This window comes from Dyella marensis, from assembly GCF_049532885.1.
In the GTDB taxonomy this organism is placed as follows: Bacteria; Pseudomonadota; Gammaproteobacteria; order Xanthomonadales; family Rhodanobacteraceae; genus Dyella_D; species Dyella_D marensis.
Genome location: NZ_CP064029.1, coordinates 3,512,155 through 3,535,573, shown reverse-complemented (window position 1 = coordinate 3,535,573; position 23,419 = coordinate 3,512,155). Strand labels below are relative to the sequence as shown.

General features: G+C 69.1%; 23 protein-coding genes. 8 read left to right on the top strand and 15 right to left on the bottom strand.

All coding sequences use genetic code 11. The features are described from left to right. Position 1: 1 nt before the first annotated feature. From ISN75_RS15275 to ISN75_RS15235, 9 genes are read right to left on the bottom strand one after another with little or no spacing between them, the layout of a single operon-like run. On the bottom strand, positions 2-1,426 hold the full coding sequence (locus ISN75_RS15275) for an amino acid permease (protein WP_343818549.1): 1,425 nt from the start codon (positions 1,424-1,426) through the stop codon (positions 2-4). 28 nt (positions 1,427-1,454) lie between these two features. After that, positions 1,455-3,218, bottom strand: coding sequence for a DUF885 domain-containing protein (locus ISN75_RS15270; protein ID WP_343818551.1), 1,764 nt, complete (start codon positions 3,216-3,218; stop codon positions 1,455-1,457). Between the two features lie 19 nt (positions 3,219-3,237). Then, a complete protein-coding gene (locus ISN75_RS15265; protein ID WP_423385080.1) occupies positions 3,238-4,443 on the bottom strand; it encodes a M24 family metallopeptidase in 1,206 nt (401 codons plus the stop codon). Continuing rightward, the gene (locus ISN75_RS15260; RefSeq protein ID WP_343818555.1) at positions 4,440-6,026 is read right to left on the bottom strand and encodes an aldehyde dehydrogenase family protein; all 1,587 of its coding nucleotides are present in this window, start codon (positions 6,024-6,026) and stop codon (positions 4,440-4,442) included. Before ISN75_RS15260 ends, ISN75_RS15265 begins: the two co-directional genes overlap by 4 nt. A gap of 1 nt (position 6,027) precedes the next feature. Further along, positions 6,028-6,933: a dihydrodipicolinate synthase family protein gene (locus ISN75_RS15255; protein WP_343818557.1), complete on the bottom strand. Its 906-nt coding sequence runs from the start codon at positions 6,931-6,933 to the stop codon at positions 6,028-6,030. Beyond that, on the bottom strand, positions 6,930-8,219 hold the full coding sequence (locus ISN75_RS15250) for an FAD-dependent oxidoreductase (RefSeq protein ID WP_423385079.1): 1,290 nt from the start codon (positions 8,217-8,219) through the stop codon (positions 6,930-6,932). Before ISN75_RS15250 ends, ISN75_RS15255 begins: the two co-directional genes overlap by 4 nt. Further along, positions 8,212-8,457 (bottom strand): 2Fe-2S iron-sulfur cluster-binding protein, encoded by a 246-nt coding sequence (locus tag ISN75_RS15245; RefSeq protein WP_343818560.1) that lies wholly within the window; start codon positions 8,455-8,457, stop codon positions 8,212-8,214. Before ISN75_RS15245 ends, ISN75_RS15250 begins: the two co-directional genes overlap by 8 nt. Then, complete coding sequence (locus ISN75_RS15240; protein ID WP_210427670.1) at positions 8,454-9,560, bottom strand: NAD(P)/FAD-dependent oxidoreductase; 1,107 nt, start codon at positions 9,558-9,560, stop codon at positions 8,454-8,456. Before ISN75_RS15240 ends, ISN75_RS15245 begins: the two co-directional genes overlap by 4 nt. Then, positions 9,557-10,498: a 4-hydroxyproline epimerase gene (locus tag ISN75_RS15235; protein WP_343818893.1), complete on the bottom strand. Its 942-nt coding sequence runs from the start codon at positions 10,496-10,498 to the stop codon at positions 9,557-9,559. The genes ISN75_RS15240 and ISN75_RS15235 overlap by 4 nt, the downstream gene beginning before the upstream one ends. 139 nt (positions 10,499-10,637) lie before the next feature. On the opposite strand from ISN75_RS15235, the gene ISN75_RS15230 reads away from it, so the two are divergent. After that, positions 10,638-11,366 (top strand): AraC family transcriptional regulator, encoded by a 729-nt coding sequence (locus ISN75_RS15230; RefSeq protein ID WP_167254086.1) that lies wholly within the window; start codon positions 10,638-10,640, stop codon positions 11,364-11,366. A gap of 12 nt (positions 11,367-11,378) precedes the next feature. Here the strand turns inward: ISN75_RS15230 and ISN75_RS15225 are convergent, their stop codons facing one another. The 3 genes from ISN75_RS15225 to ISN75_RS15215 all read right to left on the bottom strand — a co-directional run bounded on the left by ISN75_RS15225 (position 11,379) and on the right by ISN75_RS15215 (position 13,079). After that, positions 11,379-11,729: a YXWGXW repeat-containing protein gene (locus ISN75_RS15225; protein ID WP_168646987.1), complete on the bottom strand. Its 351-nt coding sequence runs from the start codon at positions 11,727-11,729 to the stop codon at positions 11,379-11,381. A 74-nt stretch (positions 11,730-11,803) separates the two neighbouring features. Beyond that, complete coding sequence (locus ISN75_RS15220) at positions 11,804-12,133, bottom strand: YXWGXW repeat-containing protein (RefSeq protein WP_167254088.1); 330 nt, start codon at positions 12,131-12,133, stop codon at positions 11,804-11,806. Positions 12,134-12,275: 142 nt separating this feature from the next. Beyond that, positions 12,276-13,079, bottom strand: coding sequence for a M48 family metallopeptidase (locus tag ISN75_RS15215; RefSeq protein ID WP_343818565.1), 804 nt, complete (start codon positions 13,077-13,079; stop codon positions 12,276-12,278). A 112-nt stretch (positions 13,080-13,191) separates the two neighbouring features. On the opposite strand from ISN75_RS15215, the gene ISN75_RS15210 reads away from it, so the two are divergent. After that, positions 13,192-13,794 carry a TetR/AcrR family transcriptional regulator gene (locus tag ISN75_RS15210; protein ID WP_343818566.1) on the top strand — a complete coding sequence of 201 codons (603 nt, stop codon included), beginning with the start codon at positions 13,192-13,194 and terminating at the stop codon, positions 13,792-13,794. An 18-nt stretch (positions 13,795-13,812) separates the two neighbouring features. Beyond that, positions 13,813-14,754, top strand: a complete 942-nt coding sequence (locus tag ISN75_RS15205) for an alpha/beta hydrolase (protein WP_168646990.1) — start codon at positions 13,813-13,815, stop codon at positions 14,752-14,754. Between the two features lie 162 nt (positions 14,755-14,916). Here ISN75_RS15205 and ISN75_RS15200 read toward each other — a convergent pair whose 3' ends face one another. After that, positions 14,917-15,252: a hypothetical protein gene (locus tag ISN75_RS15200; protein ID WP_343818569.1), complete on the bottom strand. Its 336-nt coding sequence runs from the start codon at positions 15,250-15,252 to the stop codon at positions 14,917-14,919. A gap of 186 nt (positions 15,253-15,438) precedes the next feature. Here ISN75_RS15200 and ISN75_RS15195 point away from each other — a divergent pair, with 186 nt between their 5' ends. After that, positions 15,439-16,497 carry a sensor histidine kinase gene (locus tag ISN75_RS15195; RefSeq protein ID WP_246866601.1) on the top strand — a complete coding sequence of 353 codons (1,059 nt, stop codon included), beginning with the start codon at positions 15,439-15,441 and terminating at the stop codon, positions 16,495-16,497. Further along, positions 16,494-17,270 (top strand): LytR/AlgR family response regulator transcription factor, encoded by a 777-nt coding sequence (locus ISN75_RS15190; RefSeq protein ID WP_167254100.1) that lies wholly within the window; start codon positions 16,494-16,496, stop codon positions 17,268-17,270. Before ISN75_RS15195 ends, ISN75_RS15190 begins: the two co-directional genes overlap by 4 nt. A gap of 21 nt (positions 17,271-17,291) precedes the next feature. Here ISN75_RS15190 and ISN75_RS15185 read toward each other — a convergent pair whose 3' ends face one another. Next, on the bottom strand, positions 17,292-18,341 hold the full coding sequence (locus ISN75_RS15185; RefSeq protein WP_343818572.1) for a hypothetical protein: 1,050 nt from the start codon (positions 18,339-18,341) through the stop codon (positions 17,292-17,294). A 27-nt stretch (positions 18,342-18,368) separates the two neighbouring features. Here ISN75_RS15185 and ISN75_RS15180 point away from each other — a divergent pair, with 27 nt between their 5' ends. Beyond that, positions 18,369-18,998: a YceI family protein gene (locus ISN75_RS15180; RefSeq protein WP_343818574.1), complete on the top strand. Its 630-nt coding sequence runs from the start codon at positions 18,369-18,371 to the stop codon at positions 18,996-18,998. A gap of 1 nt (position 18,999) precedes the next feature. Here ISN75_RS15180 and ISN75_RS15175 read toward each other — a convergent pair whose 3' ends face one another. Continuing rightward, positions 19,000-20,475 carry a PLP-dependent aminotransferase family protein gene (locus tag ISN75_RS15175; RefSeq protein ID WP_168646996.1) on the bottom strand — a complete coding sequence of 492 codons (1,476 nt, stop codon included), beginning with the start codon at positions 20,473-20,475 and terminating at the stop codon, positions 19,000-19,002. 122 nt (positions 20,476-20,597) lie between these two features. Here ISN75_RS15175 and ISN75_RS15170 point away from each other — a divergent pair, with 122 nt between their 5' ends. Together ISN75_RS15170 and ISN75_RS15165 are read left to right on the top strand one after the other, a co-directional pair. Beyond that, positions 20,598-21,566 carry a transporter gene (locus ISN75_RS15170; RefSeq protein WP_343818895.1) on the top strand — a complete coding sequence of 323 codons (969 nt, stop codon included), beginning with the start codon at positions 20,598-20,600 and terminating at the stop codon, positions 21,564-21,566. A gap of 720 nt (positions 21,567-22,286) precedes the next feature. Then, complete coding sequence (locus ISN75_RS15165; protein ID WP_343818577.1) at positions 22,287-23,417, top strand: PepSY-associated TM helix domain-containing protein; 1,131 nt, start codon at positions 22,287-22,289, stop codon at positions 23,415-23,417. The last annotated feature ends 2 nt before the right edge of the window (positions 23,418-23,419 follow it).

Sequence of the window (23,419 nt, the reverse complement as noted above, 5' to 3'; positions counted from 1 at the left end):
CCTAAACCGTTTCCGATGCCGGCGTGTTCCGCTGAGCCAGGCGGCTATGCCTGCGCCCATACCCCAGATACACCATGCAACCCACCAGCAGCCAAAGCGCAAACCGCATATAAGTCACCGCCGGCAGCCCCCAGATCAGCCAGCAGGAAAACCCCACGCCGATCAGCGGCACCACCGGCACCCATGGCGTGCGGAACGGCCGGTGCAGATCCGGCCGCCGCCAGCGCAACACCGCCACCGCGGTGCAGATCACGATGAAGGCACCGAGCACGCCGATATTCACCAGCTTCGCCAGCTCGTCCAGCGGAAACAGCCCCGCCGCCAGCGCCGTCACCGTGCCCAGCAGGAAGGTCGCCCGATGCGGCGTGCGCCAGCGCGGATGGATGCCGGCGAACCATCCCGGCAGCAGGCCGTCGCGGCCCAGGCTGAAGCCGATGCGCGCGCCGGCCAGCAGGTTGGCGAAGATCACGCTGGTGATGCCGCACACCGAAGCCAGCGAGATCACCGCCATGGTCCACGGCATGCCGATGCGGATGAACGCGTTGGCCACCGGCGCGTCGTTGTCCAGCGTGGTGTAAGGCACGATGCCGGTCAGCACCAGGCAGATGGCGAAATAAAGCAGCATCGCGATGCCCAGCGACAGCAGCACCGCGCGCGGCAGGTCGCGCTGCGGGTTGCGCGATTCCTCGGCGGCGGTGGTCAGCATGTCGTAACCGAACACCGCGAAGAACACCACGGCCGCGCCGGTTACCACGCCATGCATGCCGAACGGCATGAACGGATGCCAGCGTTCCGGCTTCACGTAAGCCGCGCCGGCGATCACGATCAAGGCGGCGCCGGCGATCTTGATGCCGACGATCAGCGTGTTGAAGCGCGCGCCCCATTCCATGCGCACCGCGAGCAGGGCGGTGATGGCCACCGAGATCAGGATGGCCGGCAGGTTCACCACGCGTCCGGGGCCGGTGCCCCATGCGCCTTGCGCCCAGGTGGGCAAGGGCAAGCCGAAGTTGTTGAGCAGCACCTGCGCGTAGCCGGACCAGCCCACCGCCACCACCGCGGCGATCAGCGCATATTCCAATAGCAGGTCCCAGCCGATGATCCATCCGGCGAATTCGCCCAGCACCGCGTAGCCGTAGGTGTAGGCGCTGCCGGTGACGGGAATCAGCCCGGCGAACTCCGCGTAGCACAGTGCCGCCGCCGCGCTGGCAATGCCGGCGAGCAGGAAGGACAGCAGCACGGCGGGCCCCGCCTGCGTCGCCGCCACCGTGCCGGTGAGCACGAAGATGCCCACGCCGATGATGCCGCCCAGGCCGATGGCGGTGAGTTGCCACAGGCCCAGCACGCGGCGCAGGCCGGTGCCTTGGTCCGCCTCGCGCTGCAGGCTTTCCACCGGCTTGCGCCGGGTGATGTCGTCGATCAGGCCCATCGGTTCCTCCCCGAAACCACAGTGTTCGTTACGGCGCTTGCGCCTGCGCGTAAGGCGACTTGCCACCCTTGGCGATAAAGCGGTCCACCTGCTGCTGCAGCACGGGCAGCGGCACGGAGCCGAGCGACAGCACGGTGTCGTGGAAGGCGCGCAGGTCGAAGCGTTCGCCCAGGGCTTTTTCAGCCTTCGCGCGCGCATCGACGATCGCCATCTCGCCCAGGTAGTACGACAGCGCCTGGCCCGGCCAGGCGATATAGCGGTCCACCTCGGTCTCGATCTCGTGCTCGCTCAATGCGGTGTGGTCGCGCATGAAGGCCTGCGCCTGTTCGCGCGTCCAGCCGAGGTGATGGATGCCGGTGTCCACCACCAGGCGGCAGGCGCGCCACATCTGGTAGCTGAGATAGCCGAAGCGGTCGTACGGCGTGTCGTACATGCCCATCTCCACGCCCAGCCGCTCGGAATACAGCGCCCAGCCTTCGCCATAGGCGGAGATATACGTGTAGCGGCGGAAGTCCGGCAGCCCCTCGTGCTCGGCGGCCAGGGGCATCTGCAGCGCATGGCCCGGCGCGGATTCGTGCAGGGTCAGCGCGGTCAGCGAATACAGCGGGCGCGAGGGCAGGTCGTAGGTGTTGACCAGGTAGATGCCCGGGCCGCCGCGGCCGCCCGTGTAGAACGGCGCCAGATCCGGCGGCACCGGCTCGATGGCGAAGCGCTGGCGCGGCAGGCGGCCGATGTACTGGCCCAGCTTGCCGTCGACGCGCTTGGCGATCCACGCGGCGTCCTTGAGCAGCTCGTCGGCGCTCTTGGGATAGAACTTCGGGTCGGTGCGCAGGTAGTGCAGGAACTGCGCGAAGCTGCCTTTGAAGCCGGTTTCGCCGATGGTGCGCTCCATCTCGGCGCGCAGGCGCGCCACTTCGCGCTGGCCGGTGGCGTGGATCTGTTCGGGGCTCTGGTCCAGCGTGGTGAACTCGCGGATCTGCGCCTGGTAGAAGGCCTTGCCGTCCGGCATGGCTTCGGCGGCCAGGGTGGTGCGGGCCTGCTTCATGTAGGTGTTGCGCATGAAGTCGAGCAGCCTGGCGTAGGCGGGAATCACCTGCCGTTCGATGGCGGCACGCGCTTGCGCGCGCAGCTGTTCCTGCATGGTGGCCGGGATGGTGTCCGGCATCTTGCGGAACGGCGTGTAGAACAGGTTGTCGTCGCCCTTGGCGTTCGCCACGTCGGCAATCGATTGATCGCGCCCGGCCAGGGTCACGCGCGGCACGCTGAAACCGCGCGCCAGGCCGGCGCCCATATTGGCGATCTGTTCGTCGAAATAGCGCGGGATATCGCGCAGCTGGCTCAGGTAGCGGCGATAGTCGTCCGCGGTGCGCATGGGCTTGCGCGCGGTGAAGCCCAGGTCGGTCCAGAACGCCGTGTCGCTGTTGAACGGCATTTCCCAGGTGCGGAAGCGCTGGTCGGCCAGCAGGGTTTCGATCTGTTCGCGGTAGACCGCGTAGTTCACCGCATCGTCGCCGTGCAGCTGCTGCGGCGCGATGGCGTCGAGCCGCTTCAATACGTCGGCCCAGTAGCGCTGGCGCTGTTCCTGCGTGGCTGGATCGACCTTCGGCAGATGATCGGCCGCCTCGCCCTCGCCGTCCTCGTCGTCGCCGCCGGCGAACTGCGCCTGGCGCCATTGCCATTCCTGCGTGTAGATCGCGCGGAAGCGTGCGTCCGCATCGTCGGCGGCGTGGGCGAGGAGAGGAGCGATGGCGAGGCAGATGGCGCAGGCAAGATGGGCGATCGGTCGTTTCATCGGCTCCTATCCGGGGGCGTCAGGCGAAGGGCTGGTCGATGGCCGGCGAGGGCGGGGTGAACCAGGCCGCGCCGTCCTCGGTGACGTAGAAGTGGTCCTCCAGGCGTATGCCGAAACGCTCGGGCACCACGATCATCGGTTCGTCGCTGCAGCACATGCCCGGCCGCAGCGCGGTGCGCGAGCCGCGCACCAGATAAGGCATCTCGTGGATGGCCATGCCGCAGCCATGTCCCGTGCGGTGCGGCACGCCGGGCAGGCGGTAGTCCGGACCCAGGCCCGCGCCTTCCACCACGGCGCGGGCGGCATCGTCGACGCTGGCGCAGGTGACGCCGGGCCGCACCGCTTCGAACGCGGCGCGTTGCGCGGCCTGTTCGAGTTCCCAGATGCGCGCCTGCTCGGCGGTGGGCGTGCCGAAGCAGTAGGTGCGCGTGATGTCGGAGTGGTAGCCCTGCACGGTGCAGCCGGTGTCGATCAGCACCAGCTGGTCGCGCTCCAGGTATTGCTCGCCGGGAATGCCGTGCGGGTAGGCGGTGGCGTGGCCGAACTGCACGATGCAGAAGGTGGACCCGTGGTCCGCGCCCATCGCGCGGTGCGCTTCGTCGATAAAGCGCACCAGCTCGGTGCGCGAGATGCCTTCGCGCATCAGGCCGGCGGCAAGGCGGTGCACCTCCAGCGTCATCGCCGTGGCCTGCTTCATCAACGCCAGTTCGGCGGAAGATTTGCACATGCGGCAGCCGTCGACGATCGCGCTGGCGTCGGCGATGGGTTTGCCGCCGAGCACGGCGCGCAGGCGTTCGGCCACGGCGAAGGACGCCGCCGGATCGAGCGCCAGACTGCCGGCGCCGCGCTCGGCCAATGCGTCGGCGACGAGCTGCTGCGGGTCCTCGTGTTCTTCCCACAGGCGCACCTCGGCCGGAATGCGCAGCACCGCGGCGAGCGAGCCGGCCTCGAAGCCGGGGCAGATCAGGATCGGATCGCCCTGCGCGGTGAGCAGCATGCCGACCAGCCGCTCGCTCACGCCCCAGGCCACGCCGGTGAAATAGCGCAGCGAATTACCGGCGGTGACCAGCAGGGCGTCGAGCCGCTGCACGCGCAGCAGCGCGCGGGCGTGTTCCAGGCGGTGCTGGTATTCGTCCGCGCCGATGGCGGGCGCGGCGGCTTGCCACGGCTGCAGGCGCGCGCGCGCCTGGGCGGGATCGAGGCCGCCGATCTGGCTGGAACTCATGCGTTCTTGCTTCCCAGATCGTCCACGCACCAGCAGCCATCGATCTGCCGCGCCACGCCGCCGGGGTTGTGGTCGCGCAGTTCGGCCGGCAGCAGGTGTTCGGGCAGGTTGTCGTAGCAGTGCAGGGCGGCGAAGCGGTGGATCGCCGCCGGCATGCCCACCGCGGTGAAGCCCGCATGGCCGGTGCTCGGATACGGACCGCCATGGTTCATGGCCGGGCTGACCGCCACGCCGGTGGGCATGCGGTTGCCGATCAGGCGGCCCACGCGCGGACGCAAGGCGCGCGCGACGGCGGCCGACGCTTCGTCGTCGGTGCTGCCGGTGTACAGCGTGCCGGTGAGGTTGCCTTCGAAGGCATTGGCCACCTCGACCATCTGCGCCAGGCCGTGCGTGCGGACCAGCAGGCTGGCCGGGCCGAAGGCTTCGGTCTGCAGCGCCTGCGGTTCGCGCAGGAACTGCGCGGCGTCGACTTCCAGCAGCGTGGGCGCATGGCGGTAGCCGGGCGAGCCGGCCACGCCGCCGGCCAGCAGCTGCGCGCCGGCTTTGCGCAGCGTGGCGATGCCGTGCTGCAGATGTTCCAGCACGCCGCGCGAGAACAGCACGCCCGGCGCGGCCCCGGCGAAATGGGCCTTGGCCGCTTCGACGAAGGCATCGCCGGCATCGTCGCGCGGCACGATCACCACGCCGGGATTGGTGCAGAACTGGCCGCTGCCCATGGTGCAGGAGGTGAAGAACTCCTGCGCCAGCGCGGCGCCGCGTTCGGCCAGCGCCCCCGGCAGCAGGAACACGGGATTGACGCTGGACAGCTCCACATAAGCCGGCACGCCCGCCGCATCGGCGGCGGCCTTCAGCGCGAGTCCGCCCGCGCGGCTGCCGGTGAAGCCGATCGCGCCCAGGCGCGCGTCGCCGGCCAGCTTTCCGCCGATCGCATGATCGAAGTGATAGAGCATCTGCACCGAAGCCGGCGGCAGGCCGGCCTGGCGCAGCGCCGCGAATGCCGCGCGCGCCAGGCGCTCGCTGGTGGCCGGATGCGAGGGGTGCGCCTTGGCGATCACCGGATTGCGCGCGGCGATGGCCGAGGCGAAATCGCTGCCGGCGATGGCGTTGAAGGCGAACGGGAAATTGTTCGGGCCGAACACCAGCACCGGCTTGCCCAGCGGCGCGAAGTGCGAACGCAGGTTGGCGGCGGTATCGATCACCGGCTGCGTCCACGCATAGCTGCGCACGGCCTTCGCGGCCAGGCGCAGCTGGTTGGTGGTGCGCGGCAGTTCCACGGCGGCCAGGCGCGGCTGCTTGGGCAGCCCGGTTTCGGCGTGGGCGGTGTCGACCAGCGCTTCGGCGTCGGCTTCGATCGCATCGGCATATGCTTCGAGGAAGGCGGCGATGCGTTCCGGCGGGGCGGCGGCCAGTTCGGCGGCCGCCGCGGTCGCGGCGGCGAGCGCCGCCTCGACATCTTGCGCGCCGCAGACCGGGAAGGCCGGGCCGATCGCTTCGCCGGTCGCGGGATTCTCGGCACGGAACTGGCCGGCCGGCGCGCTTGCCGCGCGCCAGTCGCCGTCGATCAGGATGGGCTGAATATCCATGTCATACCTTGGGTGAGTGGGCCATGGCGTGATCGATCACGCGCAGTGCAGCTTCGCGCTGTTCGCCGACCAGCGCCAGCCGCGGCGCGCGCACGTGTTCGCTGCCCATGCCGACCTTGGCCTGCACCAGCTTGATCAGCTGCACGAAGGTCGGCACCGTGTCCAGGCGCAGCAGCGGCAGGAACCAGCGATACAGCTCCAGCGCCGCATCGGCGCCGCCGTCGCGGGCCAGCTCGAACAGCTTCACCGATTCCTTCGGGTAGGCATTGACCAGGCCGGCGATCCAGCCGCGCGCACCCATCGCCACGCCTTCGACGATGGCGTCGTCCATGCCCACCAGCAATTCCACGCGGTCACCCAGCAGGGCGCGGATGCCGGCGAAGCGGCGCACGTCGCCGGAGGATTCCTTCACCGCCTGCACATTGGGGAATTCATGCGCCAGTTCGGCGATCTGTTCCGGCGCGAAGTCCGTTTTATAGGCGACGGGGTTGTTGTAGAGCATGCAGGGCAGGTCGGTGGCCGCGATCACCGCGCGCAGATGCGCACCCATTTCGCGCCAGTCGGTGGAATACACATACGGCGGCAGCACCATCAGGCCCGAGCACCCAAGTGCTTTCGCCTGCTGCGCCAGGCGCACGGCTTCGTCGGTGGACAGCGCGGCGATGCCGGGAATGACCGGCGCGCGGCCGTCCAGCGCCTGCACCAGGGTGCGGATGATGGCGAGCTTTTCTTCGAACGAGAGCGTAGCGGCTTCACCCAGCGAACCGAGCGGCACGATGCCGGTGCAGCCGGCGTCGATCAGCTGGTTGGCATGCTTGGCGAGGAAGGCGTGGTCGACCTGGCCGTCGGTAGTGAATGGCGTGGTGATGGCGGGAATCACGCCGCGCCAGATGGATGCAGTGCTCATGTCGTTGACCTCGATGCGTCGTCGGAAGGGGAGGTGGCGAGCCCCGCCAGGGTGGCGAGGCGCGCGGGAAACAAAGGTGGGCGGCCGGCGCCGCGCGGGAAGCGGCCCAGTTCCGCCAGCGCGGTGCCGCAGATGCGGCCCTGGCAGGCGCCCATGCCGCAGCGGGTGGCGAGCTTGGCGTCGCGCGCGTCGGCATAGCCGTCGAGCGCGCCGAGCGTCACGTCTTCGCAGCGGCAGATCAGGGTCTGCGGCGTGGCCAGTGCGTGTACGCGCGAGCCCGGTGCGAAATGCCGGGCCAGCAGTGCGCCGAAGCGGCGGGCGCGATCGCGTTCCGGCAGCAGGACGCGGGCTTCGTCGGCATGGCCGCTGGCCATATGGCCGGCGATGGCGCCTTCGGTGCGCGCGGCCGCCAGGCCGCCGATGCCGCAGGCTTCGCCCGCGGCGAAGACGGCCGGCACACTGGTGCGCAGCAGTTCGTCCACCTGCACGTGCGGATGGGTTGGCGCGTGGTCGAGCGCGCAGCCGAGCAACTGGGCGAGTTCCACGTTCGGCACCAGGCCGTAGCCGACGGCGAGCAGATCGCAGTCCACGCAGGCGGTGCCGTGGGCGTCTTCGATTTCCACCACGCGCACGGCGTCTTCGCCATGCGCGTGGCGCACGATCGAACCGAAGCGATACGGCACGCCCATGAGTCTGGCGCGCAGGGACAAGGCTTGCGCGGCGCGAGCGGGCCAATGCAGCAGTTGCCGCGCGAAGGCGTGCACGCTGTCAGAGGAGGCCTGTTCGTGGATGCCGACGACTTTCGCGCCGTGCGCGCGCAAGGTGGCCGCGGCGGCGAGCAGCAGCGGCCCGCTGCCGGCGATGACCACGCGCTTGCCGGCCACCGGCCAGCCTTGCTTGGTCAGCGCCTGCAGGCCACCCGCGCCGCTCACGCCCGGCAGTGTCCAGCCGGGGAAGGGCAGCAGCAGTTCGCGCGCACCGGTGGCGAGGACGAGGGCGCCGTAGGTGAGCAGGGCGGAGCCTTCCGGCGTTTCCACGCGCAGCGCGTCGTCTTCGCTGGCGATCACGCTGTGCTGCGCCAGCAGGTTCACGCCATGCAGGGCGGCGATGGCGTCGCGCGCGGCGCGCGGCGCCGGCTTGCGCACATCGTGGCGCCACACCTGGCCGCCTGCGCGCGGTTGGGCGTCGAGCAGGCCGACGCGCGCGCCATGCGCCGCCGCCGTGCCCGCCGCCGCCAGGCCGGCGGGGCCGGCGCCGACCACCAGCACGTCGTAGCGCTCAGTCATGGCTGTCCACCTGCATGCCGTCGCGTGCGGGCGTGATGCAGGCGCGCTGGTGCGCGACGCCGTCGATGCGCACGCGGCATTCGAAGCACACGCCCATGCCGCACAGCGGGGCGCGCGTTTCGCCGCCGACCGAGGTGCGGAAATGCAAGGTCCAATGCGCCACCGCGGCGGCGACGCTGGCGCCGGCCGGTACTTCGACCGGCTGGCCATTGACCTGCAATCGCACCGTGGCGCTCATGCGGCCAGCCTCGACGGCGCGTAAGGCGCCGGATCGAGCGCCGGCTGGCGCTGCTGGATCAGGTCCAGCAGCAGGCGCGCGCTGCCCAGGGCGGTAGTGACGCCCAGGCCTTCGTGGCCGGCGGCCACCCATTGGTCGGTGGCGCCGGGTACGGCGCCGAGATAGGGACGTCCATCCGGCGTGGTGGGGCGGAAGCCCGTCCACGCGCGCAGCGCCTGCAGCTCGCGCAGCGCGGGCACGAAGGCGAAGCAGCGTTCCAGCATCCGGCGCAGCATGGCCGGCGATACGGCCGCATCGGTGGCGCTGAATTCGCGCGAGGAGCCGAGCAGGATCTGCCCGGTGGGACGCGGCTGCACATTGAAGGCGACGCTGCTGTCCGCATCGCCGTGCGCGCTGTCGGCATAGCCCAGTTCCAGCAGCTGGTGCCGCAGCAGGCCGGGATAGCGGTCGGTGATCACCAGATGCCCCTTGCGCGCGCGCATCGGCAACTGCGGCAGCAGCGCGGGCAGGGCGCAGCCGGTGGCGACCAGCACCGGGCCGCTGAGCGAGGAACCATCGTCCAGTTGCGCGCCGCCGCGGCGCAGCGCCTGCACACGGCGTCCGGCATACAGCACCGCGCCGCGCGACTGCGCGCGGGCAACCAGGTGCCGCGCCACGCGCGGCGGATACACCACGGCCTCGCGCGGCACCAGCATGCCGCCGCTCATGCCGGGGGCGAGCTCGGGTTCCAGTTCGTAGAGCTGCTGGTCGTCCAGCAGTTGCGCTTCCACGCCGGCCGCGGCCAGGCGCGCGGCGCGTGCCGCGGCGGCGGCCAGCTCGCGCTCCTCGCGCGCCACCCACAAGGTGCCGCAGCGGCTGAATTCGGCTTCGGGCAGGTCGGCGAAGGCTTCCCATTGGCGCAGCGAGTAGCGCGCGAGCGCCAGTTCGGCGGGGTCGTCGTCCATCGCCACCAGATGCCCCATCGCCGCCGCCGTGGCGCCGCCGCCGATCGGGCCGGGTTCGACGATCGCCACGCGCAGGCCATCGCCGCTGGCTGCGTCCGCGCAGGCGGCGCCGACGATGCCGGCGCCGATCACGATCAGGTCGTAACCGGGCACGCTCATTCCGCGCCGCTGCCCCAGGTGAATGCGTCGGCTTCGTCGAACAGCAAGGTGGATCGCGCCACCACGAAGGCGCTGCCGGTGATGCGCGGCTTCACGCCGCGCGCCGAGGATGTGTAGGTGGCTTCGAACTCGCTGCCCGCGCCGAGGATGCTTTCCTGCCGCCACACCTCGCCCGGGGCGAGCTTGCCGTCCGCGGCCAGGCAGGCCAGCTTGGCGCTGGTGCCGGTGCCGCAGGGCGAGCGGTCGTAGGCCAGACCGGGGCACAGCACGAAGTTGCGGCCGGCCTTGGCGCCAAGGTCGGCATTGATCTCGATATGGTCGATCTCGCCGCCTTCGGCGCCGGTGATGCCCTGCGCTTCGAGCACGCGGCGGATCGCTTCGGTGTAGGCGGTGAGTTCGCGCTGGTGGTGGATCTCCAGCGGCAGCGGGGTGTCCCTGGTGATGAAGAACCAGTTGCCGCCCCAGGCGATGTCGCCGGTGACGTCGCCGTAGCCGGGCACGCTGATCCTGACGTCCTTGGCGTGGCGGTAGCTTTCGACGTTGTCGATCGACACGCGGCCATCCGCATGCAGTTCCGCGCCCACCGTGCCCACCGGCGTCTCGATCTTGTGCAGCCCGGGGCCGATGCGGCCCAGGTGCTGCAGCGTGCGCACCACGCCGATGGTGCCGTGGCCGCACATGCCCAGATAGCTGACGTTGTTGAAGAAGATCACGCCGGCGCAGGCCTCCGCACTCTGCGGCGGCAGCAGCAGGGCGCCGACCACGGTGGCCGAGCCGCGCGGCTCGCAGGCGATGCCGGCGCGCCAGCGGTCGAAATCGCGGCGGAAGCGTTCGCGCTGCTCCATCAATGTGCCGGCGCCGAGGTCGGGGAAGCCGGCGATGACGGTGCGGGTGGGTTCGCCGCCGGTGTGCGAGTCGATCACGTCGATGGTATGCATGCCGGACATGCTCGCCGCCGCGGCGGTGGGCGTCTAGCAGGGCTTGGCATCGCTGCATGCGGAAATCGGCATAATGCGCCAGGCCGGTTTTGTGCCATGCTGCGATTGCACAAGGTTTCGCGACGGGGCAGGACCTGCGATGGACATGAAGATTTCGGCCGACGAGCTGGAGGCGCTGTTCGACGCCTTGCCCGACGTGGTGTTCTTCGTGAAGGACGGCCAGGGCCGCTACACGCATGCCAACCTCACCCTGGTGCGCCGGCTGGGCCTGAAGCAGCGCGCGGACGTGATCGGCCGCAGCGTGGTCGAGCTGTTTCCCGCCACGCTGGGCGGCTCCTACGCCTCGCAGGACCGCCGCGTGCTCGACGGCGAGGTGATCGAGAACCAGCTCGAAGTGCACATCTTCCCTAACCGCGTGCCGGGCTGGTGCCTGACCTGCAAGCGGCCGCTGCTGAAACGCGGGGAGGTGCACGGCATCGTCGGCATCTCGCGCGACCTGGGCAAGCCGGATGGCCGCCACCCCACCTATGTGCGGCTGCGCCGCGTGCTCGCCTATCTGCAGGAGCACTACGCCGAAGGCGTGCGCGTGGCGAAGCTGGCGGAGCTGGCCGGCGTGTCGGTGGCGCAGCTGGAGCGGCATTTCCGCCGCGTGTTCCAGCTGACGCCGCAGCAGGTGCAGACCAAGCTGCGCATCGAAGCGGCCATGCGCCTGCTGCGCGGCGACCAGAGCGTGGCGGCGATCGGCCTTGCCTGCGGCTTTGCCGACCAGAGCGCGTTCGCGCGGCAGTTCAAGGCGACGGTGGGGATGACGCCGCGGGATTACCGGGCGATGGCCGCCGGCGCCATGCGTGCGGCGCCGGCGGCGTAAAGCGCATCGAACTCAGCCGTTCACCCACACGCCGACGTTCAGATGCCAACCGTCGTTGCGGTGTTCGTAATGCGGATGGACGTAGTGGTAACCGGGACGCTCGACTTCCCAATGCCCCGGCACGGCGACGTATTCGCGCCCGGTCCAGCGCCAGTAGCCGCGCGCCCATACGTAGCCGGGGCGCCGTGCCGGTTCCACTTCCACGATCCGCTCCGGCGGCGGTTGCGGTGCGATCACTTCGACCACCTCGCGGCGGACGATCGGACGTTCCACCACCACCGGGCGGTCGTGCACCACGCGTTCTTCCACGCAACCGCTGGCGAGCATGGTGAGCGCGGCCAGCGCCGCGATTCGGATCTGCATCGGAAGTACCCCTTCTTCGAGAGTCAAGAAAAACGCGGCTGCCTCAAGGCAGCCGCGTCGGAATCGAACCGGGCTCAGTGGCCCCAGTAGCCGTCGTGGAAGCGCCAGCCGCCGCGGTACGGCTCCCAGCGCGGCGCGCGATAGACGTAGCCGTGGCGCGCCGGAATCCAGCGGCCGACCACCCACACGTGGCGGCGGGCATACGGATCCCAGCGCCAGTAGCCCGGCGCCCAGGCGTAGCCGACGCGCGGCGGCGGCACCACTTCGTAGCGCGGCGCGGGCGGGGCGACGTTGATGCCCACGGAAATCTGCGTGCGGGCAGCGGCATCGGGGGCGTAGGCACAAGCGCCCAGGCCCAGGCCCAGCGCGGTCAGCACGGCGAAGCTTCGTGCCAGCGTGTTCATGCGGTTTCTCCTCGGCCACGCAGCGTGTGGCTCGCACGGAAAAACGGCATGGGCCTGCGCCTGTTGACCGCGGCCGGCCGGCTCGTTCAGACATGGGCAGGGTGGAAGGCGCGGCCGCGGTCAGGCGCGGCCGCGCAAGCCGCTACATGGCGCAGTTCGGTTTGTGCCCGCTGGCGCGCGCCTGCTCGTACACCGGCATCAGCTGGTCGGCCTGCCTGGTCAGCGCCTGCTGGCGGTTGTACGAAGCCGGATGGGTCGACATGAAGGCCGGCTGCTTGGGACCGCCGGGAGCCTGCGCCGCCATCCTTTCCCACAGCGTGGGGGCCGAGCGCGGATCGAAGCCGGCCTGCGCCATGTAGCGCTGGCCCAGCGTGTCCGCCTCGCTTTCCTGCATGCGCGAGAACGGCAGCAGCATGCCGACCTCCGCGCCGACGCCCAGCGCGGCCGCGGCGTAGCCGACGTTGGTGCCGCGGCTGGCGGCATAGGCGCTGCCGGCGACCACCGCCACCTGGGCGGCGATGTTGTCGGACATGCGCTCGGCGCCATGGCGCGACACCACGTGCGACAGCTCATGCCCCAGCACCACGGCGAGCAGGTCCTGGCTGGAGGCCACCTTGAACATGCCGCGGTTGACGCCGATGCGCCCGCCCGGCAAGGCGAAGGCATTGGGCGTGTTGTCGTCGATGATCTGCACTTCCCACTGCTGCGTATTCCACGGCGCCGGCAGCACGGCTACCAGGGCGTTGGCGACGCAGGTGGCGTAGGCGCGCTCCTTCGGCGCGTCGGCGAACTTGCCCTTGGTGCGCATATCGTTGAATGCGGCCAGGCCCATCTTCGACATATCCCCGTCGGAGACCATCATCAGCTGCTTGCGCCCGGTGGGCGAGGTGGAGCAGCCACAGAGCAGGGCGCCTAGGGCCAGCACGAGCGGCAGGCGGAATTTCATGCGTTTTACCTCCCTGGAAAACTGGTCCGAAGCATAACCTTGCGTTCGGCGGCGCATTGTGTGCCAGTTTGGCACTTGAAAAGAACGAACGGTCGTTCTATTTTTAGGCCCCATGAACACCACCACCGCCCCCGGCAAGCGCGCCGCCACCCGCGAAATGATCCTGGACCGTGCCTACGCCATGGCCTGCAACGACGGCCTGGAAGGCTTGTCGATCGGCACGCTGGCGCAGGCGGCGGACATGTCCAAGAGCGGCGTGTTCGCGCATTTCGGTTCGCGCGAAGACCTGCAGCTGGCCGTGCTGGAGCTGGGCGCGCAGCGCTTCATGGACAACGTGCTGCTGCCCGCGCTGAAAACCCCGCGCGGCCTGCCGCGCCTGCGCGCCATCGTGGAGAACTGGTGCGACTGGGCACAGCGCTACGAGCGCGGCTGCGTGCTGCTGTCCGCCGTCGGCGAATACGACGGCCGCGACGGCGCCCTGCACGATGCCGTGGTGCGGCAGCAGTCCGGCTGGCGCGGCCAGCTGGAAAAGGCCATCGGGCAGGCGGTGGACGAAGCGCATCTCGGCCTCGGCACCGACGTCAGCCAGCTCGCTTTCGAGATCTACGCCTTCATGCTCGTGCTGCATCACGACGCCGGCCTGTTCGGCTTCGAGGAAGCGCGCCGCCGCACCTTGTCAGCTGTCGATCGCCTGTTCGCCAGTTATCGCACCTGAACCCCCAGGAGCCAGCCCATGCCCCGCACGCAACGCGCCCATCGCCCGCACGGCCGCCCCAGCGCCGGTCTTCTGCTGAAACTCGGCGCGGTGCGCGCCAGCTTTGCCGTCGGCGGGCGCCTCGCCCCGCGCCGCACGGTGGACCGCGCCGCGCGCCTGTTCGCCACGCCGTTCGCCAGCAGCCGCAGCCGCGCGCTGGCGGCACGGCCGGACGAGGCGATGCAGCAGGGTGAGCTGGAGGTCGGCGGAGAAAAGATCGCCACGTACGTATGGGGCGATCCGGCGACGCAGCCTTATGCGCTGCTGGTGCACGGCTGGTCGAGCTTCGGCCTGCGCTATCTGCCCTGGGTGCAGCGTTTGCGCGAATCAGGCCTGGCGGTGGTCGCATTCGACCAGCCCGGCCATGGCCGCAGCACGGGGCGCCTGTGCACGCTGCCGGATTTCATCGCCACCATCCGCGCGGTCGGCCAGCACTATGGTCATGCGGCGCTGGCGATCGGCCATTCGCTGGGCGGCGCCGCGCTGGCGTTGGCGCAGAGCGAAACCTGGTTGGCGCGCCAACTCGTGCTGGTTGCGCCCGCGGCCGACATGGAAGCCGCCACCGGCCGCTTTTTCCGCTTCGTAAGGCTGGGCGACCATCTGCGCGAGGCGTTCTATGGCTGGCTGGAACGGCGCACCGGGGTGATGGTGCGCGATCTGCAGGTGCACAAGCACTTGCCGGCGCTGGGCCAGTCAGGATTGGTGATCCACGATCTCGACGACCGCGACGTGCCGTGGGAAGAGGGCGAACGCTATGCCCGCTACTGGTCGGGCGCGCGTCTGCTCACCACGCAGGGGCTGGGACATCACCGCGTGCTCGATGCGCCGGAAGTGATCGAGGCGACCTTCGCCTTCCTGCGCGGCGAGACGGTGGGCGAACGCGTGGTCGCCACGCCAAACCTGCCTTACGGCGTGGCGTAGGTTGGGGTGGCAACCCCAACATCGTCGCTTGCGAGGTAACCGCATCGTGTTGTTGGGCGGCAGCACGCGTCCCGCGTGATAGCTGCGTAGGTTGGGGTGGCAACCCCAACGTTGCCGCTTGCGAGGTGGTCGCCATCGTGTTGTTGGGGTTGTCACCCCAACCTACTTGGGCGGTAGTGCACGTCCCGTGCGGTAGCTGCGATAACGGCACACGTCGAAGTTGCGCTGCAACAGCGAGCGCCCGTCGGCGAAGGTGGCGCGCAGATCGCGGCGGCAACCTTCCTGGCCATCGATCGCCACCGTTACCGCGTTGCCACCACCGATCAGCGGACGATCGCCGATAGGGACCGCGCGAAACGCCTCCGTCCCCGCCGGCGCAACGGCCAGCGCCACCAGGCTGGAAGGCGCGTCGTTGTAGACCTCCAGATAGCGCGTCTGCGCGGCGGCAACCGCTGGCAGCGACACGCAGGCGAGCAACACCGCAAGGCGACGGTTCATGGCTTCCTCTCCACAGATGCCGCCCGGGCGGCGATGCGCGGATTGGGCGCGAAGCGCCCGTCGGAAGCGGCCGCAGCGGGACGGATCGTAGCCGGCGCGGGACGAATGGCAGCCGTGACCTCCGAGTCTGTTCGCCAGCGGCCGGGCCTGTGTAGGATGCGGACGCCTCGTGGATGGAGGAGTGCGATGCGATTCTGGCGTTACCTGGCCGCGTGGAGCGTGCCGGCCGTGCTGTTCGCCATCCAGGGCTACAGCATGGATGCGATGCGCGGGCATACCTGGAACGCCGGCGACTACATCCGCTGGGCGATGGTGCAGTGGTACACGCTGGCCGTGCTGGCGCCGGGCGTGTTCGCGCTGGCACGCCGCTTCACCGTCGACAGCACCGCGCAGTGGCGCTACGCGCCGGTCTATGTCGCCGGCAGCCTGGTGTTCTCCGCCTGCGCCGTGCTGATCGGCGCCACGCTCGGCCATCTGCTGGAACCCGGCAACCCGCCGTTCGACGACCAGTTGCAGCAGTTCATCGACAAATACGTCTTCATCGATTTCTTTATCTACTGGGTGCTGGTGGTGGGCTGGCATGCCATGCGCTTCTTCCGCGAGAAGGACCGCCGCGCGGACCAATTGCAGGCGCTGCTGGCGCAGTCGCGCCTGCAGGTGCTGAAGATGCAGCTGCAGCCGCATTTCCTGTTCAACACCTTGCATGCGATCACCACCTTGATCCGCGAGGAGCCGGAGGTCGCCGAGGACATGCTGCTGCGCCTGAGCGAATTGCTGCGCGTCTATCTCGATGAAGACCGCCATGAAATCGCCCTGGCCCGCGAGCTGGAACTGCTGGACCTGTACCTCGGCATCCAGCGCGTGCGCTTCAAGGACCGCCTCGATACGCGCGTCGATGCGGCCGTCTCCGCGCTCGGCGGCGCGGTGCCCGGCCTGATCCTGCAGCCATTGGTGGAGAACGCCATCCATCACGGCATCGGCCGGCATGCCGGCAGCGACACGGTGGAAGTGTTCGCGCATCGCGACACCGACAGTCTTTATCTCGAAGTGCGCAACCGCAACGGCGTGCTGGAAGTGACGCCGGAAGAAGCCTTCACGCGCGGCATCGGCCTGTCCAATACCCGCTTGCGCTTGAAAGAGCTGTATGGCGATCTCGCCACCGTCTATATCGACGCGCTGTCGCCGCAGGGCGTGTCCTGCCGCCTGCGCCTGCCGTTCCGTGCCCTGGGCGCGGCGGCCGCATGAGCATCCGCGCCTTTATCGTCGACGACGAGCCGATCGCGCGGCACAGCATCGCGCGCCTGCTGCGCAAGGAGCCGGAGATCGCCATCGCCGGCGAATTCGGCGATGGCGCCAGCGCGCTGGAGGCGATCCGCCAGCTGCGGCCGGACCTGGTATTCCTGGATATCCAGATGCCGGAGATGACCGGCATCGACGTCGCCGCGGCGCTGGGCGAAGAAAATCTGCCGGCTACCGTATTTGTCACGGCTTATGAGCAATACGCCGTGCGCGCGTTCGAAGCGAACGCGGTGGACTACCTGGTCAAGCCTTTCAGCAGCGAACGCTTCGACGCCGCGTTACGCCGCGTGCGGCGGCGGTTGGCAGGCGAGGGCGGCGACGCCGCGCCCGCACGGGTATGGCAAGCGCTGGCCGAGCTGCGGCGCGAACAGAGCTACGCGCGCCGCTTGCCGATTCCGCTGGATGGCAGCGTGATCCTGCTGGAGGTGGCGCGCATCGACTGGATCGAAGCCAACCGCAACTGCGTGCGCCTGCACGTGGGCAAGGACACCTACGAGCTGCGCGAGACCATGGCTGCGCTGGAAGAACGCCTCGACCCGCGCCAGTTCGCACGCGTGCACCGCTCGGCCATCGTCAATATCGACCGCATCCAGGCGATCCACCCGTGGTTCAAGGGCTATCACATGCTGGTGCTGAGCACCGGGCAGGAGCTGCGCATGAGCCGCTACCAGCACGATGCGTTCCGCGACCTGGTGCGGCTGAATGCGCGGACGCCGTAGCGGCGTCCGCGCAGGAGCGGATCAGGTGTGGTCCGACTGATTGAGCAGGTGCAAGCCGGTGCCAAGAGTGAGCACGCCGTCGTCCGGCAAGGCATCGATGCCCAGCCCTTCGGGCTTAGGCTTGCTGCGGTATTCGTCCATCCACGGCACCGGTTCCTTCGGGCCGGGGATATAGGTGTGCCAGGTGGCGTCACGCGCATCCTTCTCGGTTGGCGCGTACTGGTGGTAGGAGATCGCCACGCGGACGATCCAGCCGTCGGCATCCTTCAGCGGACCGGCAGATGGCGGGTTGAAGGTCCACAGGCGCACGGCGCGGGTGCTGACTTCGGCCAGCGTCTTGCGCATCTCGCGCATGACCGGCTCGGAGCCTACTTTGTCCAGATTGACCTGTTCGGCGGTCACATGGCTGATGCTGCCGTCACGCTCGACGCGCGCAACCATGAAGACGGTGCCGGTCGGATAGGTACCGCCTGCCGGGCGTGCGGGGCCGGCCTGGCGGATGCTGCCGCCCTGCTGCATCTGAAAGTTTGCCCTGGCGGAAAAAGTGGGGCGTGCGCTGTGATCCTTGATCGTGACGAGCTCATCGCGATGGTCACTTGGGCTGCCGAAGGAGGCGCTGACGACGTGCAGCTGATACCCGTCGCCATCGGGCGAAGCCACCACGCGCAGGTGCATGGGCGCCTTCGCCTCCACCGGCTTGCCGTTCTCCAGCACCGGTTCGAAGCGCCAGCTGGAGGAGTACTGCTTGATCAGCGCGGTCACCGCGTCCGACTCTTGCCGGTCGAGGTCGAAAGAACTTACCGTGCCGTCCGGCGCCACGACGACGTGACCATTGACCAGCAGGCTGGACTCAGCCTTTGCGCGCACTTCGCTGGCGGTTTGCGCCACGGCTATTCCGCAAGTTGCTGCGCAGAGCAGCAACAGCCCTAAACGTTTCATCGACTTCCCCTGGTTGTCTTGCCGAGGCTCGAGTATGTCGCGCGGCGATGACAACCCGCTAGAGGTGACGTGTCGATTTTCGACATCGTGGTTCGTCGCCTTGGCAAGCCGGTCATCGCACCGGCGAAACATCCATCGTCTACTCGAGGAACGCCAACCATGCACGCCATCGCCCACCGCCCCCTGCGCACCCTGCTCGCCACCGCCGCCCTGGCCCTGGCCGACGCATCCGCGCACGCCGCTTCCGCCACCTACACCATCGACCCCGCCCACACCTACCCGAGCTTCGAGGCCGACCACTTCGGCGGCCTGTCGGTATGGCGCGGCAAGTTCAATCGCACCAGCGGCAAGATCACGCTGGACAAGGCCGCGGGCGCCGGCACGGTCGACATCACCGTGGACATGGACAGCGCCAACTTCGGCCTGGACAAGATGGACGAGGCCGCGCGCGGCCCCGAGCTGTTCGAAACCGCGAAGTACCCCAAGGCCACCTACAAGGGCAAGCTCGCCGGCTTCGTCGACGGCAAGCCGACCAAGGTGGTGGGCGAATTGACCCTGCACGGCGTGACGCGCCCGCTGGAGCTCACCGTCAACTCGTTCAAGTGCATGCCGCATCCGCTGTTCAAGCGCGAACTGTGCGGCGCCGACGCCAGCGCCAGCTTCCAGCGCGACGACTACGGCATGGGCGCCGGCAAGGACTACGGTTTCAAGATGGACGTGGCGCTGCGCATCCAGGTCGAGGCGCTGATCGATGAAGCCGACGCCAGGAAAACCGCCGGCGCGCACTGATTCACAGGCAGCTTTTCAGCCGGCGCACCGCCTCGTCGAGCGCGCGTGCGTCGGCGCCGCCATAGCCCATGATCAGCCCGCCCCGCGCGGGCGGCTGCGCGTAGCACAGCGACAGCGGCCGCGCGGAGACGCCTACCTGTCCGGCGCGGCGCGACAGCGCCACGTCGTCCACGCCCGGCGGCAGCAGCGCCACCAGCTGCATGCCGGCTTCGGCGCCGATCACTTCGAGCTGCTGCGGCAGATGCGTGCGGATCGAGGCGACCAGGGCCGCGCGCCGCTCCGCGTACAGCACGCGCATGCGGCGGATATGCCGTGCGAAATGGCCTTCGCGGATAAAGTCGTTCATGGCCAGCTGCGGCAGCGTGGCGGTGCAGGTATCCAGCGCGTCGCGGCAGGCGGCGAAGGTGTCGACCAGGTCCTTCGGCACCACCAGGTAGCCCAGGCGCAGGGCGGGGAACATCACCTTGCTGAAGGTGCCGACGTAGATCACGCGCTCTTCGGTATCCAGGCCTTGCAGCGAGGCCACCGGGCGGCCGCCGAAGCGGTATTCGCTGTCGTAGTCGTCCTCCACGATCCACGCGCCGGAGCGCGCGGCCCAGCGCAGCAGCTGCATGCGCCGCGCCGCGCTCATGGTCATGCCCAGCGGAAACTGGTGCGAGGGCGAGATATAGGCCAGCCGCGCATCCGGCGCCCGGCGGATGCCTTCGGCCACGTCCAGGCCTTCCTGGTCCACCGGCACCGGCACGATGCGCGCGCCGATGGTGCCGAAGGCCTGGCGCGCGCCGGGATAGCCGGGGTCTTCCAGCCAGGCGCGGTCGCCGGCATCGAGCAGGGCATGCGCGCAGATCTGCACGCCCTGTTGCGAACCGGTGGTGATCAGCACCTGCGCCGCATCCACGCGCACCGCACGCACCGCGCCGAGATAGTCGGCGATCGCTTCGCGCAGCAGCGGGCAGCCGCGCGGATCGCCATAGACCAGCGACTCCGTGCTCGGCGTGCGCGCGTGGCGGTTCAGCAGCCTGGCCCACAGCTCGGTCGGGAAATGCTCCAGCGCGGGCAGGCCGACGCGGAACGCGCCCTGGCTGTCCAGCCAGGTCTGCTCCGGGGTGCGCATGGCGGCCACGCGCTGTGCCACCCGTCGGTTGGCGTTGTGCCTGGCGACCGGAACCACGGACAGCCGCGGGCGCGCGGGCTTCAGTGCCGCCGCCGGGATCGAGCGGGCCACGCAGGTGCCGGCGCCGACGAAGCTCTGCAGATAGCCTTCGGCCAGCAACTGCTCGTAGGCGCTGAGCACCGGCAGGCGCGACACGCGCAGCTCGGTGGCCAGGCTGCGGGTGGATGGCACGCGCTGGCCGGGGCGCAACTGCCCGTCGGCGATGGCGCGGCGGAACCATTCGGAAAGCTGCTGGTAGATCGGCACGCCGCTGCCGTTTTCCAGCGCGATCGGGGGCAGGAACGAAGTGGACGCTCGCGGCATGGGGGTGGGCCTCAAGTGGTCATGGCGGATCATAGCCAAGTGGCTATTCGCCCTCGCCACTGCCATTCGTAGTGTTGCCCGGCGGCGCATAGCCGGGCAGGAGAGCGGAGACGGACTTGAGCGTGGGGCACATCATGAAGGGCAGGGCGAAGCGTGGGTTCCTGGGTGGGCTGGCATGCCTGCTGGCCTCGGCGGCGATGGCGCAGGACGCCGGCGCGCGGATCCGCCAGTCGCGCGACGACGCCTGGTGGACCGGCCCCATGCTGGCCAACGGCGCCGAGACCTTGCCGCAGGGCCATATGCTGATCGAGCCCTACATCTATGACGTGATGACGCCGGGCGTCGATGCGTTCGGTTCGCGCGCCTACGTGCTGTACGGCCTGACCGACCGCATCACCGTCGGCGCCATCCCGATCATCGGCTACAACCGGGTAAGCAACGGCCCGAACAGTTCCGGCATCGGCCTGGGCGACCAGATCCTGCAGTTCCAATACCGGCTGATCCGGTTCCACGAAGGCAGCTGGGTGCCGACCGTCTCGCTGATGGTGCAGGAAGCGGTGCCCACCGGACGCTACGACCGCCTGGGCCGGCGCCCCGCCAATGGCATGGGCGGCGGCGCCTACGCCACCACCGTGGGCCTGAACATGCAGAGTTTCTTCTGGATGCCGAACGGACGCATCCTGCGCGCGCGCCTCAATGCCACCACCACTTTTGCCGGACGCGCGGACGTCGAAGGCATCAGCACCTACGGCACCGGCCAGGATTTCCGCGGCCATGCGCGCGGCGGCGACAATTTCTACGTGGGCGCCGCGCTGGAGTACAGCCTGACCACGCGCTGGGTGCTGGCGCTGGACCTGACCTACAGCCACAACGGCAACACCTGGGTAAAGGGTTTCAACGTAGTACCGGGAATGGAGCCGGTGCGGGTGAGCAACCGCTTCGGCCGCAGCGATGCGGTGGGTTATGCGCCGGCGATCGAATACAACTGGTCGCCCAATATCGGCGTGCTGCTCGGCGTGCGGGTGATTGCCGGCGGCAACAACACCAAGCGTTCGGTGACGCCGGCCATCGCACTTAATTACGTGCGCTGATTCTGTTCCCTCTCCGCTCCGGGGTGAGCAATGGTCTTGCCTCACTGTCTCATCTTCGTCATCCAGGGGGAGGCCTGACGAGCGCGTAGCGCGAAGAACGCCCGCGGGGCGGCCCCGAAGGGGTGAGCGAAGCGAATCATCCAGTGGCGGTATCGCTCGGTTGTTGCGCTGGCGCTTGGGTGTCTCGCCTTTGGCGAGTGTTTCGTGCCGCTGCCGCGGCCCGAGTTACTTCTTCTTTGCGTGCCCAAAGAAGAAGTAACCAAGAAGAAAGGGCACCCTGCTTGGCGCCCTCAGCAGCGTAGCTGCTGAGGGTCCGTGAGGGCTGGCCGGGCTTTTTGATCGGGCATCCTGCCCGAGTCAAAAAGGCGAGGACATCCATGTCCTCGCCCCCCTTGCGGGGGCCTTTTCGTCCAGCCCTCACCGCCGGCGCCAAGGGGACCCTGAAGATCAAGAGCCTAAGCGCGCAAGCGGAACGCCGCGGCTGCGCCGCGTGCTCTTCGCTGGATTTTCGCCTCGCCCGACATCCCCCTCTCCCCTCCGGGGAGAGGGCCGGGGTGAGGGGCCGGGCGGAGCGATGCGCGGAGGGGCGAAAAAGCCAGAGCACTTTGCTTCGCGCCATGGAAACGCTTAGCCCCTCATTCGCCCCGGGGCGCTGAAAGATGCGAACCATTCTCATCCCTATGCTAAGGTCGCGCCCCTGATTCCAGGCCAGCGCGACCGATGCCCGCCACCTCCCGCCCGACCGCACGCCACCCTTGGCGCCTCCGCGACCCGCTGCGCAAGCTGCATCTGTGGCTGGGCCTGAGCGTCGGCCTGGCGTTCGCGGTATTGGCTTTGTCCGGCACGGTGTTGGCATTCCAGACGGACCTGTTGCGCTGGCGCCATCCGGAGTTGTTCGCGCATGCGCTGCCGACGCCGGAGCAGCGCGCCGCCATCCTCGAACGCATCCACGCCACGGAATGGCCGGCGCCCTTGCGCGCGATCGACACGCCCACCGCCGACATGCCGATGTGGCAACTCTCCCTCGGTGGGGAAAAACGCGTTTATCTCGATCCAACGGATGGACATCAGCTGCTGGTGCGCTCCAAAAACGACGATTTCGTGCTTTGGTTGCGCGATCTGCATACGCATCTGCTCAGCGGACACAACGGCGAAACCGCACTCGGCGTGCTCGGCCTGGCGGAGCTGAGCCTGATCCTGATCGGCCTCACCCTGTGGTGGCCGCGCCGCGGGCATTGGCGCCACGCCGTGCGCATGTACGCGCAACCGCCGACGCGCCGCCGGCGCAGTTGGCACCAGGGTGTCGGCGCGCTGCTGTTTCCGTTCCTGCTGCTCAGCACGCTTACCGGCGTCACCCTGGTCTACAAGGACACGACGCGCAGCGCGCTCGCCGCGCTGTTCGGCGACAAGTCGTCGAAGCCGCCGAAAGCGCCGGCCGTCACGCCGAGCGACGCGCCGCTGCAATGGTCCGCCGCGCTCGCCGCCGCGCAGGCCGCGCTGCCGCAGGCCGAACTGCGCCGCATCACCTTGCCGAACGACCAGAACGCCACGCTGACCATCCGTGCACGCGGCCCGCAGGAGTGGAATGCGGTGGGCCGCAGCGTGGTGGTGGTCGATCCTTACAGCGCGAAGGTGTTGTCGGTGTACGACGCGCAGACGCAAGGCGGCGGCGCGAAGCTGGTCGACAAGATCTACCCGGTGCATTCCGGCCAGGTTGGCGGCGTGCCGTGGCAACTCGTGATTGGCGTGGTGGGTGTGCTGCCGGCGTTCTTCCTGGTCACCGGTTTTCTGTTCTGGCGTACGCGCACGCGCCACCGCAAACATGCGCAGCAGATGCTTGGCAAGGCCTGAGC

Bases quoted from the DNA above. Each gene is read 5' to 3' on its own strand.
- ISN75_RS15275 (WP_343818549.1), bottom strand. From the start codon at position 1,426: ATGGGCCTGATCGACGACATCACCCGGCGCAAGCCGGTGGAAAGCCTG.
- ISN75_RS15270 (WP_343818551.1), bottom strand. From the start codon at position 3,218: ATGAAACGACCGATCGCCCATCTTGCCTGCGCCATCTGCCTCGCCATC.
- ISN75_RS15265 (WP_423385080.1), bottom strand. From the start codon at position 4,443: ATGAGTTCCAGCCAGATCGGCGGCCTCGATCCCGCCCAGGCGCGCGCG.
- ISN75_RS15260 (WP_343818555.1), bottom strand. From the start codon at position 6,026: ATGGATATTCAGCCCATCCTGATCGACGGCGACTGGCGCGCGGCAAGC.
- ISN75_RS15255 (WP_343818557.1), bottom strand. From the start codon at position 6,933: ATGAGCACTGCATCCATCTGGCGCGGCGTGATTCCCGCCATCACCACG.
- ISN75_RS15250 (WP_423385079.1), bottom strand. From the start codon at position 8,219: ATGACTGAGCGCTACGACGTGCTGGTGGTCGGCGCCGGCCCCGCCGGC.
- ISN75_RS15245 (WP_343818560.1), bottom strand. From the start codon at position 8,457: ATGAGCGCCACGGTGCGATTGCAGGTCAATGGCCAGCCGGTCGAAGTA.
- ISN75_RS15240 (WP_210427670.1), bottom strand. From the start codon at position 9,560: ATGAGCGTGCCCGGTTACGACCTGATCGTGATCGGCGCCGGCATCGTC.
- ISN75_RS15235 (WP_343818893.1), bottom strand. From the start codon at position 10,498: ATGCATACCATCGACGTGATCGACTCGCACACCGGCGGCGAACCCACC.
- ISN75_RS15230 (WP_167254086.1), top strand. From the start codon at position 10,638: ATGGACATGAAGATTTCGGCCGACGAGCTGGAGGCGCTGTTCGACGCC.
- ISN75_RS15225 (WP_168646987.1), bottom strand. From the start codon at position 11,729: ATGCAGATCCGAATCGCGGCGCTGGCCGCGCTCACCATGCTCGCCAGC.
- ISN75_RS15220 (WP_167254088.1), bottom strand. From the start codon at position 12,133: ATGAACACGCTGGCACGAAGCTTCGCCGTGCTGACCGCGCTGGGCCTG.
- ISN75_RS15215 (WP_343818565.1), bottom strand. From the start codon at position 13,079: ATGAAATTCCGCCTGCCGCTCGTGCTGGCCCTAGGCGCCCTGCTCTGT.
- ISN75_RS15210 (WP_343818566.1), top strand. From the start codon at position 13,192: ATGAACACCACCACCGCCCCCGGCAAGCGCGCCGCCACCCGCGAAATG.
- ISN75_RS15205 (WP_168646990.1), top strand. From the start codon at position 13,813: ATGCCCCGCACGCAACGCGCCCATCGCCCGCACGGCCGCCCCAGCGCC.
- ISN75_RS15200 (WP_343818569.1), bottom strand. From the start codon at position 15,252: ATGAACCGTCGCCTTGCGGTGTTGCTCGCCTGCGTGTCGCTGCCAGCG.
- ISN75_RS15195 (WP_246866601.1), top strand. From the start codon at position 15,439: ATGCGATTCTGGCGTTACCTGGCCGCGTGGAGCGTGCCGGCCGTGCTG.
- ISN75_RS15190 (WP_167254100.1), top strand. From the start codon at position 16,494: ATGAGCATCCGCGCCTTTATCGTCGACGACGAGCCGATCGCGCGGCAC.
- ISN75_RS15185 (WP_343818572.1), bottom strand. From the start codon at position 18,341: ATGTTTCGCCGGTGCGATGACCGGCTTGCCAAGGCGACGAACCACGAT.
- ISN75_RS15180 (WP_343818574.1), top strand. From the start codon at position 18,369: ATGCACGCCATCGCCCACCGCCCCCTGCGCACCCTGCTCGCCACCGCC.
- ISN75_RS15175 (WP_168646996.1), bottom strand. From the start codon at position 20,475: ATGCCGCGAGCGTCCACTTCGTTCCTGCCCCCGATCGCGCTGGAAAAC.
- ISN75_RS15165 (WP_343818577.1), top strand. From the start codon at position 22,287: ATGCCCGCCACCTCCCGCCCGACCGCACGCCACCCTTGGCGCCTCCGC.